The 15,010-nt window shown below is 76.1% G+C and carries 10 protein-coding genes; 5 read left to right on the forward strand and 5 right to left on the reverse strand.

Going from position 1 to position 15,010, the window contains the following annotated elements:
* Window positions 1-147: 147 nt before the first annotated feature.
* Both ACRYR8_RS19050 and ACRYR8_RS19055 read right to left on the reverse strand, forming a co-directional pair.
* Entirely contained in the window at window positions 148-1,419 is a 1,272-nt protein-coding gene (locus ACRYR8_RS19050) for an ABC transporter substrate-binding protein (RefSeq protein ID WP_432484776.1), read from the reverse strand.
* A gap of 260 nt (window positions 1,420-1,679) precedes the next feature.
* A complete protein-coding gene (locus tag ACRYR8_RS19055; RefSeq protein ID WP_432484775.1) occupies window positions 1,680-3,791 on the reverse strand; it encodes a putative bifunctional diguanylate cyclase/phosphodiesterase in 2,112 nt (703 codons plus the stop codon).
* An 82-nt stretch (window positions 3,792-3,873) separates the two neighbouring features.
* On the opposite strand from ACRYR8_RS19055, the gene ACRYR8_RS19060 reads away from it, so the two are divergent.
* From ACRYR8_RS19060 to ACRYR8_RS19075, 4 genes are all read left to right on the forward strand, one after another.
* Window positions 3,874-5,283, forward strand: a complete 1,410-nt coding sequence (locus ACRYR8_RS19060) for an aminotransferase class V-fold PLP-dependent enzyme (RefSeq protein ID WP_432484774.1) — start codon at window positions 3,874-3,876, stop codon at window positions 5,281-5,283.
* A gap of 91 nt (window positions 5,284-5,374) precedes the next feature.
* On the forward strand, window positions 5,375-6,172 hold the full coding sequence (locus ACRYR8_RS19065; protein ID WP_242125497.1) for an alpha/beta fold hydrolase: 798 nt from the start codon (window positions 5,375-5,377) through the stop codon (window positions 6,170-6,172).
* Window positions 6,169-8,127: an ATP-binding SpoIIE family protein phosphatase gene (locus ACRYR8_RS19070; protein WP_432484772.1), complete on the forward strand. Its 1,959-nt coding sequence runs from the start codon at window positions 6,169-6,171 to the stop codon at window positions 8,125-8,127. Before ACRYR8_RS19065 ends, ACRYR8_RS19070 begins: the two co-directional genes overlap by 4 nt.
* Window positions 8,124-8,471 carry an STAS domain-containing protein gene (locus tag ACRYR8_RS19075; RefSeq protein ID WP_432484771.1) on the forward strand — a complete coding sequence of 116 codons (348 nt, stop codon included), beginning with the start codon at window positions 8,124-8,126 and terminating at the stop codon, window positions 8,469-8,471. Before ACRYR8_RS19070 ends, ACRYR8_RS19075 begins: the two co-directional genes overlap by 4 nt.
* Before the next feature lie 20 nt (window positions 8,472-8,491).
* On the opposite strand, the gene ACRYR8_RS19080 is transcribed toward ACRYR8_RS19075, so the two are convergent.
* On the reverse strand, window positions 8,492-11,188 hold the full coding sequence (locus tag ACRYR8_RS19080; RefSeq protein ID WP_432484769.1) for a putative bifunctional diguanylate cyclase/phosphodiesterase: 2,697 nt from the start codon (window positions 11,186-11,188) through the stop codon (window positions 8,492-8,494).
* 231 nt (window positions 11,189-11,419) lie between these two features.
* Here ACRYR8_RS19080 and ACRYR8_RS19085 point away from each other — a divergent pair, with 231 nt between their 5' ends.
* Window positions 11,420-12,370 (forward strand): ABC transporter substrate-binding protein, encoded by a 951-nt coding sequence (locus ACRYR8_RS19085; protein ID WP_432484768.1) that lies wholly within the window; start codon window positions 11,420-11,422, stop codon window positions 12,368-12,370.
* A gap of 25 nt (window positions 12,371-12,395) precedes the next feature.
* Here ACRYR8_RS19085 and ACRYR8_RS19090 read toward each other — a convergent pair whose 3' ends face one another.
* Both ACRYR8_RS19090 and ACRYR8_RS19095 read right to left on the reverse strand, forming a co-directional pair.
* A complete protein-coding gene (locus tag ACRYR8_RS19090; RefSeq protein ID WP_432484767.1) occupies window positions 12,396-13,709 on the reverse strand; it encodes a hypothetical protein in 1,314 nt (437 codons plus the stop codon).
* Entirely contained in the window at window positions 13,706-14,902 is a 1,197-nt protein-coding gene (locus ACRYR8_RS19095; RefSeq protein ID WP_432484766.1) for a glycosyltransferase, read from the reverse strand. Before ACRYR8_RS19095 ends, ACRYR8_RS19090 begins: the two co-directional genes overlap by 4 nt.
* Between the last annotated feature and the right edge of the window lie 108 nt (window positions 14,903-15,010).

The following is a 15,010-nucleotide window of genomic DNA, read 5'->3' on the forward strand; positions in this document are numbered from 1 at the left end:
TGGGACCGGGTGTGAGCAACAACAACACGATCACCCACGGTCCCAGGAAGGCTTACCCGGGGCGGGACACCGCCCGCCGTGCCCGCGGGTCGTGGGGGGCCACGGGTGCGGTGGCCAGGTCGCGGGGCTTCTGCTCCTGGACGGCGCTCACTGCTGCATCGCCGATTCGGCCTCGGTGAACCACTGGTCCACGGCCTCGTCCACGGTGAGGCGGCCGTAGTTGATGTCCTCGCCGAGCCGCTTGAAGTTCGTCTCCAGGGTGCCGAACCCGATGGGCAGCGGCGCGGGGCTCTCGCCGAGCTCGTCGGCGATGGACTCCTCGTAGGCGACGATCTGGGCGTCGGCACCCTCGAAGGTCACGCCGTCGCGCTGGGCCTTCGACGCCGGGATGCCGCGGGAGGTGCCGAAGATCTCACCGACCTCGGGGTCGTTGACCATGAAGTCGATGAACTCGGCGGCGGCTTCGGGGTGCTCGGTGTTGCTGCCGATCGAGTACAGCATAGACGCCTTCAGGAACAGGCCGTGGTCGTCGCCGTCGCTCGGCGGGGCGACGATCTCCAGCTGCTGGGCGCCCGTGTCCGTCAGGTAGCCGGCCAGGAAGTTGTCCCAGCTGAACTCCGAGGCCGTCTCCCCGGCGCCGAAGACCGACACCGGGGACAGCTGGGTGGTGCGCTCGGCCGAGATGAGCGAACCGTCCGCGCGCAGGGCGGCGGTGGACTCCCACCACTCCTTCAGGTCGGCCTTCGTGAAGCCCAGCTCGCCGTCCTCGGTGACCGCCTGCTTGCCCTCCTGGCGCAGCTTCATGTCGAACAGCCACAAGGTCCCGGTGTAGTCGCCGCTGCCGAAGACGCCTTCGGGCGCCTTCTCGCTGACCTCGCGGATCCACGCTTGGTAGTCGTCCCAGGTCATCTCCGGGGTGGGGGCGGCCACGCCCGCCTGCTCCAGGATCGCGGGGTTGTAGAAGAGCCCGAGCGCGTTCGTGCTGATCGGCACGCCGTAGGTGGCGTCGTCGATCCGCCCGGAGGGCAGCAGGCTCTCCTCGATCCCGCTGGTGTCGATGGCGTCGCCCAGCTCCTCCACGTCGAGCAGCGCGCCGCGCTCGGCGTACTGGCGGAGGTAGGAGAGGTCGAACTGCATGACGTCCGGCAGGCCGCCGCCGGCGGCCTCGGTGGCGCGCTTCTGCCAGTAGCCCTCGAAGTCGGTGAAGTTGGGGTTGATGCTGATGTCCGGGTGGGAGGACTCGAACGCGGCGATCGCCTTCGTCATGCGGTCGGCGCGGTCCTGGCTGCCCCACCAGGTGTAGTCGATGGTCACGGGGCCGTCGGCGGCCGCGTCGCCGGAGCCGCCACCGCAGGCGGTGAGGCCGAGCGTGCCGGCGCAGAGGGCCGCGGCCAGCGTGAGGACGGATCGCTTCTTCATCTGCTGAGCTCCGTTGCTCGGGGGGCCGGCGGTGCCGGACCGGGACTTGGATCGATTCAGAGAAAACGCTTACCGCGAGGGTAGGTGTGCCTGCGGGGGGCGTCAAGCAACGGACGGCGGCGTCGGCGACGGTGTGCTGGCAGTGCTCCTCGCGTCGTCCGCCACCGGCCGACGTCCCCTCCTGCGACCCCACCACCGCCCGAGCCGCGGATCCCCGGCCCGCCTGCGCCGCCACCCGGAGCGGGGCGGGGGTGGCGGCGTCAGCCGGTGGGGCTCAGCGCACCCACGAGCAGCCGTTCGCCCACCAGCCTGCTCGCCTCGGTGGCCGAGACCGGGCGCGAGAAGCGGTACCCCTGACCCAGCGGGCAGCCCAGCTGCACCAGGGTGCTGACCTGCTCCGCGCTCTCGATCCCCTCCGCGACGACCGTCAGCGCCAGCGTCCGCCCCAGCTGCACCACCGCACCGGTGACCGTGCGGTCCTCCGGGTTGTCCGCCACCCCGTCGATGAAGGACTTGTCGACCTTCAGCACGTCGATGGGGAAGCGCCGCAGGTAGCTCAGCGAGGAGTACCCGGTGCCGAAGTCGTCCAGCGCGATCCGCACGCCCAGCGCCTTGATCTCGCGCAGCTTCTCAGCGGTCTGCGAGGTGTCCTGCACCAGCAGCGTCTCGGTGATCTCCAGGGTCAGCAGGTGCGGGTCCAGCCCCGTCGCGGCGAGGACCTCGGTGATGTCCCGCACGAGGGTGGGGTGCTGGAACTGCCGCGCGGAGACGTTGACGTTCACCTTCAGCCGCGCGCAGTGCTCCGCCTGCCACCGCGCGGCCTGCCCGCACGCCTCCTGCAGGACCCAGCGGCCGATCGGCACGATGAGGGCGTTCTCCTCCGCCAGCGGGACGAAGTCGGCCGGTGGCACCATGCCGCGCTGAGGGTGGTGCCACCGCAGGAGCGCCTCGAAGCCGTCGATCCTGCCGGTGCCCAGTTCCACGATCGGCTGGAACGCGAGGGTGAACTGCTGCTCGTCGAGGGCGCGGTGCAGGTCCGCGCGCAGCCGCTCGCGGTCCAGTTCCGCCGCGTGGTGAGCGGGCTGGAACACCTCGCAGCGCCCCTTGCCGGTGCTCTTGGCGACGTACATGGCCACGTCCGCGGCGCGCAGCAGCCCGATCCCGCTGGCCGCGCAGGTCGCGGAGGTGGCGATGCCGATGCTGATCCCGGTGTGGACGTAGCGGTCCAGCAACCGCACCGGTTCGCGCAGCGACTCCAGGACCCGTTCGGCGACGGCGCCCGCCTCGGCGGCCCGCGCACCGCTGAGCAGGACCGCGAACTCGTCGCCCGACAACCGGGCGAGGACGTCGCCCTCCTCCACGCAGGTCCCCAGCCTCGCCGTCACGGCCTGCAGGAGCGCGTCGCCGCTGTCGTGCCCGAGCCCGTCGTTGACCGCCTTGAGGTCGTCCAGGTCCAGGAACAGCACCGCCCGCGGCGCCTGCTCCCCCTCCCGCTCCGCGGTGCGCAGGCGCTCCATGAACAGGGTCCGGTTCGGCAGGCCGGTGAGGGGGTCGTGGTAGGCCTGGGTCCGCAGGCGCTCCTCGAGCTGCCGGCGGTCGCTGACGTCCCGGGTCGTGAGGACCACCCCGGCGACGGCCGGGTCGCTGAGGAGGTTCCCGGCCACCGTCTCCGCCCAGCGCCAGGAGCCGTCGCGGTGCCGCACGCGGCACACCACGGACGGCGGCTGCGGGCGGTTCTCCAGCACCCCGCTCAGGTGCGCCCGGAAAGCGGGCCGGTCCTCGTCGTGCACGAGCGCGACGAAGTCCGTGCCGTCCAGCGAGGCGGGCCGGTGCCCGAGGACCCACCCGACCGAGGGGGTCTGGTAGGTGATGGTGCCCGCCGGGTCCACGACCGTGATCACGTCGGAGGCGTTGCGGACCAGCGAGCGGAAGTGCTCGCCGGCCTCCAGCGCGTCCAGCAGGTCGTTGAACGCCGTGGCCGTCGTGCCCAGCTGGTCGTCGGAGTCGACCTCGATGCGCGCCGAGGTCACCGGCGACCAGTCGCCGCCCCGGCTGCCGCGCGCGATCGTGCCCGCCACCGCGCGCAACCGCTCGGTGAGCACGGCCAGCCGCCCTCCCACGACCGCCCGGCACAGCGCGTAGTTCACCGCGCCGACCAGGAACCCCGCCACCAGGCAGGCCGCCTGGAACGACGAACGGTCCGCGTAGCGGTCCGGCACGCCCAGCAGCACGGCGAAGGGCGGGAAGATGGCGCCCACGCCCAGGCCCAGGCCCACCATGTAGACCGCCAGGTCCCAGAAGACGCGACGGGTGATGCGGAAGGGGAGCCGCCGGGCGGCAGCAGGACCGGTCGCCGGCGCGTGGGATCTCACCCGTTCCCGATCGGCCGACGGGCCCCGCTCCTTGACCGGTGACCCGCTCAAGACCGGACGCGGTGGCACCGATGGGAACGGGGTGCACAGCCACTCCGCGCCCGGGCGCGCCCGCCTCGTGGGGGACGACCTGCGCGTCCCCGTCGTCGGCGGCGGGACGCGCCGCTACGTCAACCTCGACAACGCGGCCACCGGGTCCGCATCCCTCGCCGTCGCGCGGGCCGTGGAGGAGTTCCTGCCCTGGTACTCCAGCGTGCACCGCGGTGCGGGCGCCAAGTCGCGGCGCTCCAGCGCCCGCTACGAGGGAGCGCGCGAGTCCCTGCTCCGGTTCGTCGGGGCGGACCCGGCCACGCACGTCGTGCTGTTCCCGCGCGGCACCACCGAGGCGCTGAACCTCATCGCCTTCCGCCTCGGCCTGCGGCGCGACGACGTGGTCGTCACCACCGCCGTCGAGCACCACGCCAACCTGCTGCCCTGGCAGCGCCACGCCCGGCTGCGCGTCGTGGACGTCGGCACCGACGGCGTGTTCGACACCGCGGCGGTCGTCGCGGCGCTGGACGAGCGCCCGGCGCCCGCCGTCCTGGCCCTGACCGGGGCGTCGAACGTCACCGGCTGGGTCCCGCCGCTCGAGGAGATCGCGGGGCAGGCCCGCCGCCGCGGGGTCCTCGTCGTGGTGGACGCCGCCCAGCTCGCGCCGCACCGGCGGATCGACATGAGCGCGACGGGCATCGACGTCCTCGCGCTGTCCGGCCACAAGCTGAACGCCCCCTACGGAGCCGGTGCCCTCGTGGTCCCGCGGCGGCTGCTCGCCGAGGGCGAACCGATGCTGGTGGGCGGGGGCGCCGTCAGCGCCGTGTCCCACCACGACGTGGTGTGGGCCGACGGCCCCGACCGGGAGGAGGCCGGCTCGCCCAACGTGCTGGGTGTCGTCGCGCTGGAGGCCGCCGCCACCGAGCTCACCGCCGGCTGGGCGTCGCTGCGGGAGCACGAGGGCGCCCTCACGCGGGCGCTGGACGCCGAGCTGGCCGCTGTCCCCGGGCTGCGCCGCTACGGCACCACCGGTGCCGACCGCGTCCCCGTCGCCGCCTTCGACCTCGACGGCGTCCCCCACGGGCTGCTGGCCGCCCGGCTGTCCCAGGAGCACGGCATCGGCGTGCGCAGCGGCTGCTTCTGCGCGCACCCCTACGTGAGCCGGCTGCTCGCGCTCACGGAGGAGCAGGTGCACCAGTTCCACCGGGACGTGCGCACCGGCGCCCGCCACCGCCTGCCCGGGGCCGTGCGCGCCAGCGCGGGACGCACCACGACGCTGCAGGAGATCGCCGCCCTGGGCTCGGCCCTGCGCGAGATCGCAGCCACCCCGCAGGTCGCGCGGGACTACCGGGTCGACGACCACGGGGACCACCAGCACGTGGAGCTCGAGCACCCGGGCTTCGAGCTCGCGGGTCCGGAGCACCTGCTGGCACCGGTCCGCAGCGTGCCCGCCGCCGGCTGAGGCCGGGGCGCCGGCCGTCCGGCGGCGCCGGGAGCCCCGCCGCTGCACGGCGTGGAGCGACGCGGGGCGGAGCGGGGCATAACCTGACCGCATGGACGTCCTCCGCCGTAACAACGTCACGGTGACGGGCCGCCCCGGCGGCCCCCCGGTCGTCTTCGCCCACGGGTTCGGCTGCGACCAGCTGATGTGGCGGCACGTCGCCCCGGCGTTCGAGGCCGACCACCGCGTCGTCCTGTTCGACCACGTCGGTGCGGGCGGGTCCGACCTGGCCGCCTACGACCCCGTGCGCCACAGCAGCCTCGACGGGTACGCCGCCGACGTCCTGGAAGTGCTGGAGGCCCTGGACCTGCCGCCCGCCGTGTTCGTCGGCCACTCCGTCAGCGCGATGATCGGGGTCCTGGCGGCCGCCGAGCGGCCCGAGCGGTTCGCGCACCTGGTCCTGGTGGGACCCAGCCCGCGCTACGTCGACGACACCGGCTACCGCGGTGGCTTCAGCCGGGAGGAGATCGACGAGCTGCTCGCCACCATGGACGACAACTACCTCGGCTGGTCCGCCCACGTCGCGCCCATGATCATGGGGGTCCCCGAACGCCCCGAGCTGGGCCGGGAGCTCACCGACAGCTTCTGCCGCACCGACCCGGCCATCGCGCGCCGCTTCGCGCGCACCACCTTCCTGTCCGACAACCGCGCCGACCTGCCGAGGGTCCGCACCCCCGCGCTGGTCCTGCAGAGCCGTGAGGACGTCATCGCGCCGCCCGAGGTGGGCCGCTACGTCCACGAGCACCTCGCGGGCAGCGAGATGGTGGTCCTCGACACCACCGGCCACTGCCCGAACCTCAGCGCGCCCGAGCAGGTCGTCGCTGCCGTGGCCGACTACCTCGCCGCGTGACGGAGCACCCGGAGCACCCGGAGCACCCGGAGCACCCGGCGCGGGAGGCCTGGGAGCGGTCACCGAGCGCCCTGCTGACGCTGCGCCCCGACGGGACGGTGCTGGACGCCAACCGGACCCTGCTCGACTGGGCCGGCCTGGAGCGCGAGGACGTCGTCGGCAGCCGGACCCTGAGCGGGTTGCTGACCGTCGGTGGCCGCATCTTCTGGGAGACCCACCTGGCACCGCTGCTGCTCGTCGAGCGGCGCCTCGACGAGGTCGCCGTGGAGGTGCGGACCCCGCGCGGGCGCCTGCCCGTCCTGATGAGCGCCGTGCTGACCACGGCCGGCGACGGCCCCGCGGAGGTCGTGCACGTGGCGCTGTCCAGCGCCGGCGACCGCTCCCGCTACGAGCGGGAGCTCGTCGCCGCGCGGCGGGAGGCCGAGCGTTCCGAGACGCGCCTGCGGGCCCTGCAGGCGGTGACCGCGGCGCTGTCGCGCGCCGTGGGCGTCGACGGCGTCGCCGACGCGCTGCTGCGGACCGCGGTGGCGCCCCTGGGCGCGTCGGCCGGCACGGTCTGGCTCACGGGCGAGGACGGCGGCCTGTCGCCCCGGCGGTCCACCGGGGCCGTCGTCGAGCTGCGGCCCCCGCCGTTCGGCGAGGTGGTGCACGGCGAACCCGTCCTCGTCGGGGAGGACCTGCTGGTGCCCCTGCGCGGGCAGACGGCGCTGCACGGGGTCCTCGCGCTGACGCTGGACCGCGGCGCGGGCGCCGAACCCCCGAGCGTCGACGTCCACACCGCCGTCGGGCAGCAGGCCGGCCTGGCCCTGGACCGCGCCCACCGCTACGAGGAGCGCGCCGGCATCGCCGAGCAGCTGCAGCGATCGCTCCTGGCGGGGGAGCACCCGCACGACGAGCGGTTCACCTTCGCGACCGTCTACCGGCCGGGCGTGGAGGCGCTGGAGGTCGGCGGCGACTGGTTCGACGTGTTCACCGCGGGCGAGGACGTCGTCTCCGTGGTCGTCGGCGACGTGGTCGGGCGCGGGTTGGGCGCGGCCGTCGCCATGGGGCAGCTGCGCAGCGCGGTGCGGGCCGTCGCCGACCCCGGCACCGGGCCCGCGCAGGTGCTCTCCCGCCTCGACCGGTTCGTCGACCAGGTCGAGGCCGCTCGCACCGCCACCCTGGTCCACGCCCAGCTCGACCTCGGCGACGGGTGCGTCCGGTACGCGTGCGCCGGTCACCTGCCGCCCCTGCTCCTGCCGGCGCAGGGTCCCCCCCGGTACCTGTGGGGCGGCCGGTCGACGCCGCTGGGCGTCGTCCTGGGAACCCGCGACCGCGGCGAGGACACCGTGCAGCTGGGTCCCGGCGACCGCCTGCTGCTCTACACCGACGGGCTGGTCGAGCGGCGCGAGCAGGGTCTGGACGAGGGGCTGGACGTGCTGCTCTCCACGGTCGCGCCGCTGCACGGCCTCGGTGCGCAGGAGGTCGTGGAGGCGCTGACCGGCGCGCTCCTCGACGACGGGAACGCCCGCGACGACGTCTGCGTCCTGCTGCTGTCCTGGTCGGGACCGGTGCTCGAGCGCCGCGTGGCCGCCGACCTGACGGGGTTGTCCCCCCTCCGGCGGGAGCTGGGCGCCTGGCTGGCCGAGCGCGGCGCGGAGGAGGAGACCGCCGAGGACCTCGTGCTGGCCGCCTCGGAGGCGGTGGCCAACGCCGTCGAGCACGGGTGCGGCGGCAGACCGGAGCAGCACGTCACCGTCCGGGCCGAGCTGACCCGTCCCGCCGGCCCGGCGCGGGACCCGGTCGTCCTCATCACCGTCGCGGACCCGGGGCGGTGGCGAGCGAGGACGGCGTCGGACGAGCGGGGGCGGGGACTGGGGATCATGCGGGCGGTGGTGGACGAGGTGCGCGTGGAGCCGTCGGACACGGGGACTCGCCTGGTGCTGCGGCACGCGCTGCGGGGGGGTGCGGCGTGACGTTGCGCGCGCTGCCCGACGAGGCCGACGGGCTGCGCGTGCTCGCCGCGACCGGCGAGCTGGACGCGGCCGTCGTCCCCGCGCTGCTGCCGCGAGCGGCGTCGCTCGTCGCCGGGGCCCGCGCGGTGGCGCTCGACCTGTCGGGGGCGACGTTCCTCGACAGCGGCGGCGTCCGCCTGGTCGACCACCTCGCCCGCGCCTGCGCCGCCGGCGGGGCGCCCTTCCGGGTGGTCGCCCCGAGGGGCACGCGCCCCCGGCGCGTGCTCGAGCTGGTCGGCATGGCCGACGCGCTCGCCGTCGACGACCTCGGCACGGCGGTCACCGCCCTGCGCGCGGCCGGCTGAGGCCGCTGCGGCGTCGTCCGTCACACCACGGCGGTCCCGAGCGCCGGCAGCGCCCAGGCGGCGGCCTCGACCGCCGGCAGCGGCCGCCCGAGGAGGTACCCCTGCGCCGTGTCGCACCCCTGCTCGCGCAGCCAGCGCAGCTGCTCCGGTTCCTCCACGCCCTCGGCCACGACCCGCAGGCCGAAGGTGTGGGCGGCCTGCACCGTCAGCACCACCAGCCCGCGACGGCCGGGGTCGTCCGACGCGACGAAGCTGCGGTCGATCTTCAGGGTGTCCGCGGGGGTCGTCGGCAGCTGCCCGATGGAGGTGTAACCGGTGCCGAAGTCGTCGATGGCGACGGCCACGCCCGTGGCGCGCAGCTGCTGCAGCCGGACCGTGGCCGAGGGGTCGTCGACCAGCACGGTCTCGGTGATCTCCAGCACCAGCAGGTGCGGCGGCAGGCCGGACGCGGCCAGGGCGTCCGCCACGTCCTCCAGCAGCCGCGGGTCGGCCAGGTGCCGCCCGGAGACGTTCACCGCCACCGTCGGCTCCGGCCCCCCGCCCGCCGCCGGCCAGGCGCGGGGGCGCTCGGTGCGCCAGCGCGCCAGCTGCGCCGTCGCCTCGTGCAGCACCCAGCGACCCAGGTCGCACACCAGCGAGGACGTCTCGGCGGCGGAGACGAACACGTCCGGGCGCACCGGGCCCACGCCGGGGCGGTCCCAGCGCGCCAGCGCCTCGTAGCCGGCGAGCGAGCCGTCGGCCAGGTCCACGACCGGCTGGTAGTGCAGGGTCAGCTCCCCGCGCCGCAGGCCGTCGCGCAGCGCCGACTGCAGGTCCGAGCGGGCGGCCAGCTCGGCGCGCAGCGCGTCGTCGAACACCTCCACCCGGCCGCGCCCGCGCGACTTCGCCCGGTACACCGCCGAGTCCGCCTCCGCCAGCAGCGCCTCGGCGCCCTCACCGCCCCCGCGGGCCACGGCGACACCGACCGAGGCGCCGATGCGCACGGCCCGGCCCGCGGCGACGGTGCCGTGCTCGGCGCGCACCTCCAGGGGGCGGCGCACCGCGGCGACGACCCGTTCCCCGAGGTCCACCAGGCTCGCCTCGTCCGTCACGTCCCGGACGAGGACCACGAACTCGTCACCGCCCAGACGGCCCACCACGTCCCCGTCGCGCACGCACACCCGCAACCGCTGCGACACCTCGCGCAGCACCTCGTCGCCCGCGGCGTGACCGGCGGTGTCGTTCACGGCCTTGAAGCCGTCCAGGTCCACGAACAGCAGTCCCGTGGCGCCGTCCGGTCCGGCGCGGTGCAGCGCGTGCGCCAGCGACCGCAGCGCCGCCGCGCGGTTCGGCAGCCCGGTCAGGGGGTCGTGCGCCGCCTGGTGGGCGAGCTCCGTCTGCAGCTCGTCGCGCTGCTGCACCGCGCGCACCAGCTGCTGCACCGACCCGTGCACCACCTCGCCCAGCGGGCTGTGCACGGGCTGCGCGCGCAGCGCGGCGGCCAGGTCGCCGCGGGCCAGCGCGTCGGCCTGCTCCTGCACCTGCCGCAGCCCCGCCACCGCACCGGCGAGGGTGCGCCCGGCGGTGCGGATCTCCCCGGGCCCCGACTCCGGGACCTCCACGAGCTCGCCCCGCCCGACGCGGCGGGCGGCCTCGGCCAGCCGCCACAGGGCGCGGGCGAGCCAGCGGCCCTGCGCGAACGCCGCCGCCAGCGCACCCGCCAGGACCAGCAGGTACAGCAGCGTCGTGGCGTGCAAGCGCGCCGCGGCGCTCTCCCGCTCCTCGTCGATCGCCGTCACCGCCGTGTCCACGGCGCTCCCCAGCAACGCCGCCAGGTCGCGGTCGCGCTGCGCGCTCGCCGCGGACAGCTCCAGCAGCCGCGGTCCGCTCAGCCGGCCCGGGGCGATCGTCTCCACGCTCAGCGCCTGCGTCAGCAGCTGGGCGGACGCGCTCCCGGTCGCCTGCGCCCAGTGCAGCCGCAGCTGCGCCGTCGACAGCCCCGCCGCCCCGCCGGCCAGTTCCCGGTAGGTGCCCACGACGTGCGCCGAGCGCTGCCGGGCCCGCACCTGGGCGCTGCCCGTCAGGACGCGCGCCGTGAAGGTCACCGGGACCTCCCGGCTGGCCTGCCGCGTCAGCTCGGCCACCAGGGTGACGTCGCTGACGGCCAGCGCGCTGCGCTCGCTCAGGCCCGTCGCGGTGGTCCGCGTGATGACCTCCACCTCGGCGTGCGCCAGCCAGTCCGACAGGTCCAGGTAGAGCCCGGCGAGCGCGTCGGTGCTGGAGGTGCCCTGGTCCGCGGCCGAGCGCACCGTGCGCAGCCGTTCGACGGCCATCGCCGTGCGCGTCGCCGCCGGGGAACCGGCGGGGATGCGCGAGACGGCGCGGTCGGTGACCTGCCGGGCCAGCTGCACCCGGTTCACCGCCTCCAGGTAGGTCTGCGCCCGGTCGCGGCCGAAACCCGCCGCTGCGGAGTCCACCCGGTCGCGGGTGACGTTGCGCGTCAGCGTGGGCAGCAGTTCGCTGTCCACCGCGCGGCGCAGCGCGTCCAGCTCGGTGGCCGCGCGCATCAGGGAACCCGCCTGCCCCGCGACCTGCAGCTCACGGGTCCGGTCGGCCACCGAGGCCGTCGCGACGGCGCCGGTGGCCAGCAGGGGGACGACGACCAGGGCCGCCAGGTGCTGCCACACCGGGCGCTCCCGCAGCCGGCGCACCAGCGCCCGGTCCGTCGTCCGTTCCACCTCGCAGGGATCGGCGCCGCGCCCGCCGGACGTGAGCGGCTGCCCCGCCCCGTGGTCCCGCAGCGCACCCGCACCACCCGAACGGCCGATCACGGCACCGGGCACTGCGCCGGGCACTGCGCCGGGCACTGCGCCGGGCACTGCGCCGGGCACTGCGCCGGGCACTGCGCCGGGCACGGCCGTTCAAGGCGGCCGGGCGCGGTGCCGATCCCGTCCGGGGGAGGTGCTGTGGTGCGACGGTGGGTCCGGCGGGGTGCGCGGGTGCTGGTGGTGGTCCTCGCCGCCGGTGCCGCTCTGGTGCCCGCGGCGTGCGGCGGCGGCGGCGAGCCGATCCGCGTGGGGTTCTCCCAGCTGAGCGCCGAGGGGAGCTGGCGCGCCGCGAACACCGCCTCGATCCGCGCGGCGCTCACGCCCGCGACCGGTTTCGAGCTGACCTTCAGCGACGACGAGCAGAAGCAGGAGGGGCAGATCGCGGCCCTGCGCCGCTTCGTCGCCGACGACGTCGACGTCATCGCGTTCTCACCCGTCGTCGAGGACGGCTGGGAGGAGGTGCTGCGCGAGGCCCGCACCGCCGGCGTCCCCGTGGTCCTGGTCGACCGGGGCATCGCCACCGACCTGCCGGACGCCTACGCCACCCACCTCGGGGCCGACTTCCGCTCCGAGGGTGAACGGGCCGGGCGCTGGGTCCGCGAGCACGCACCGGGAGCCCGGGTCTTCGAGCTGCAGGGCACCCTCGGCTCCGGCGCGCAGGTCGGCCGGCAGCGGGGTTTCCGCGCCGTGGCCGGTGAGCAGGTCGCCGGCGCCGCCACCGGTGGCTTCACGCGCGCCGGCGGCCGCGACGTCACCGCCGCCGCCCTGGAGGCCTGGCCCGACGTGGACCTCGTGTTCGCCCACAACGACGACATGGCCCTCGGCGCGGTCGAGGCGGTGCGGGCCGCCGGCCGCCGGCCCGGCGTGGACGTGCGGGTCGTCTCCGTCGACGGCACCCGCGAGGCGCTGCGCGCGCTGGCCGGCGGGGACATCGCCCACGTCGTCGAGTGCGACCCGCTGTTCGGCGAGCAGCTCGCCCGGCTGCTGCGCAGGGTCGCCGCCGGGGCGGAGGTGCCGTCCCGGACGATCGTGCCCGGCGGGGAGTTCGACCGCTCCGTGACCGCGGCGCAGATCGACGCACGCGCCTACTGACGTCCACCGGGAGACCCGATGGACGTCAGAGCATCGTGGCCAGCGTCCTCGCCGGCTGGCGCACCAGGCGCACCACCGCGGGCACCGCCGTGGCGGTCGCCGCCACGGCCGCCGCCGCCAGCGGCAGCACCGCGTCGCCCAGCACCCCGGCGCCGGCGAGCACCTCGGCGGCCAGCGCCACCACCACCACCGCCCCGGCCGACCCCAGCCGCGAGTACGACTCCAGCACCCCCGCCAGGAAACCCACCACGCCGAAGCACCCCAGACCCAGCAGCAGGGCCGTCACCGCGGCCGGGTCGGCCCCGTCGGCGTGCAGCACGGCCCCCAGCACCAGCGAGGACGCGGTCGTCAGCAGCAGCAGCCGCGCGAAGGCGCCCGCCACGATCCCGCCGAACACCTCGGCGGCGCGCGAGCGGGCGTGCTCGCGCAACCGGGTGGAGGCCAGCACGTCCAGCAGGACCGTCCACACCCGGTCCAGGTGCCGGTTGGCCCAGATGCTCCCCAGCAGCGAGGGCACGAGCGCCACCACCGGGAACGCCGAGGCGCTCGCCCACCCCACCGAGGGGTCCAGGACCACCAGCAGCGCGGTCGCGCCGCCCACGGCCCCCGCGGGCAGCGAGCGCCCCCACGGCGTGGGCGGGCTCGACGAGCGCGGCGTCGTCAGCAGCGCCGCGACCACCGCGGCCTGCGTCAGCAGCACCACCGCCAGGACGTCCGCGCGCACCGGCAGCCCGGCGTGGACCGCCGCCACCGCCAGCACCAGGCCCAGCGCGTACTGCACCCCCCAGCCGCGCACCACCACGACCAGGCTGCCCACCCAGGTCACCAGGAGCGCGGCGGCGAGGCTGCGCTCCGGTGCCAGCAGCACCCCCAGGGGCACCAGCGCCGACACCGCGCCCGCCGCGGTCAGCAGGCCCCGCTCGGCGCGGAGCCGGCCCAGGCCGTCGGCGTCGGTGAGCCAGCGGCGGCGCACCAGCCACTGCAGCGCGAAGCTGACCGGCAGCGCCAGCTTCCACGCCCCCTCGGTGACCGCCGTGCCGAACTCCACCGCCAGCGGGGCCACCCACGCCGTCGTGGCCAGCAGCGCGGCGACCAGGCCCAGCAGTTCCCGGGGATCGCTGGGCGTCACCTCGCGGGGGCGCTTGACCGGTGCGGCGGTCGCCGTCGCGCGGGCCCGGCGCGCCGCCGTCCCGGCGGTGCCGCGCGCCAGCGGCATCGCCACCCGCGGCACCAGCCCGCCCCACGCCTCCAGCACGACCGCCGACTCCAGCGCGTCCTGCGGTTCCCTGCCCAGCGCCGCGTGCACTCGCGCCGCCGCCTGCCCCTCGGTGATCCTCACCGCGCTCCCGTCCCCGTGCCGTCCGCGACCGCCGGCGTGCCGCGCACGTCGGTGGCCAGCGCCCCCAGCACCGCTGCGTACCCGTCCAGGCAGCGGTCCTGCCCGAACAGCCTCGTCACCCGCGCGTGGCCACGGGTGCCCAGGAGTTCCGCGAACCCCGGGTCCAGCAGCAGCGCGCAGACCGCGTCCGCCAGTCCGTGCACGTCCCCGGGCGGCGCCGTCACGCCCGCGCCGCGCATCGCGTCCAGGACCCCGCCCACGAGCGTGGTGACCACCGGCCGCGCCTGCGACAGCGCTTCCAGCACGGACATCGGGAACCCTTCGGAGATGCTCGTCATGAGCACCACGTCGGCTTCGCGCACCACGCCCGTGGGGTCCTTGGTGGGGCCCATGAACCGGAACCCCTCACCGAGCCCCAGCGCAGTGTGCAGCTCGTGGCACGAGCGCGCGTACTCCTCCTGACCGCGCGGCACGGGGCCGTAGTGCAGGAACGTCGCGTCCGGCACGCGGCGGCGCACCGCCGCGGCCACCCGCAGCATGGTCGGCACGTCCTTCAAGGGGTCCAGCCGGCCGACGCTGACGACCGTGCGGGTGCGCGGTGCCGGTGCGGGAGCGCCCGGTGCGGGAACCCCGTTGGGGATGACCACGATGCGCTGCGGCGCCACGCCCAGCCCCTCCTCCCACGCCGCGTTCGCCTCCGCGACCGGCGTCACCACGTCCGAGACGGCGTACGCCAGCCGCGTCAGCCCCCGCGCCAGGCGCGTGGGCACGAACCGGCCGGCGGCGTCGGCGCCGGAACGCACGGCTGCCAGGTAGTTCTCCCGGACGTACACGCCGTGCTCCGACAGCACCACCGGGCGGTCGTGCAGCGCCTTGTCCACCGCAGCGGGAACCGCCGACCACCCGGCCGCGGTCACCAGGGAGACGTCCGCCGCGGGCGTGGGTTCCGCCGCGACGCGCGCCACCCAGGAGATCGTCTGGTACGTCTCCACCGCGCGGTCGAGGTCGAACGGCGCGGGTCCACCCACCTCGGGGTGGTCCTCCGCCAGCACGCGCACCAGCGCCTCGACGTACTGCCGCCACGTCTCCTCGTCGCGGAACGTGGGCAGCACGAGGTCCGGGTTCTGGCGGCACCACGCCAGCGCGGGCACCAGGTCCAGGGGGTCGGGGGACCACCCCAGCAGGCCCCGCACCAGTTCCGCGGCCAGTTCCCGGGGGGGGGGGGGGGGGGGGGGGGGGGGGGGGGGGGGGGGGGGGGGGGGGGGGGGGGGGGGCGCGCGCCAAAGAGGCGGCGCCCCCGC

Source organism: Kineococcus esterisolvens (genome assembly GCF_050871405.1).
In the GTDB taxonomy this organism is placed as follows: Bacteria; Actinomycetota; Actinomycetes; order Actinomycetales; family Kineococcaceae; genus Kineococcus.

Excerpts from the sequence above, each read along its gene's own strand:
- ACRYR8_RS19050 (WP_432484776.1), bottom strand. The coding sequence starts at position 1,419 with ATGAAGAAGCGATCCGTCCTCACGCTGGCCGCGGCCCTCTGCGCCGGC.
- ACRYR8_RS19065 (WP_242125497.1), top strand. The coding sequence starts at position 5,375 with ATGGACGTCCTCCGCCGTAACAACGTCACGGTGACGGGCCGCCCCGGC.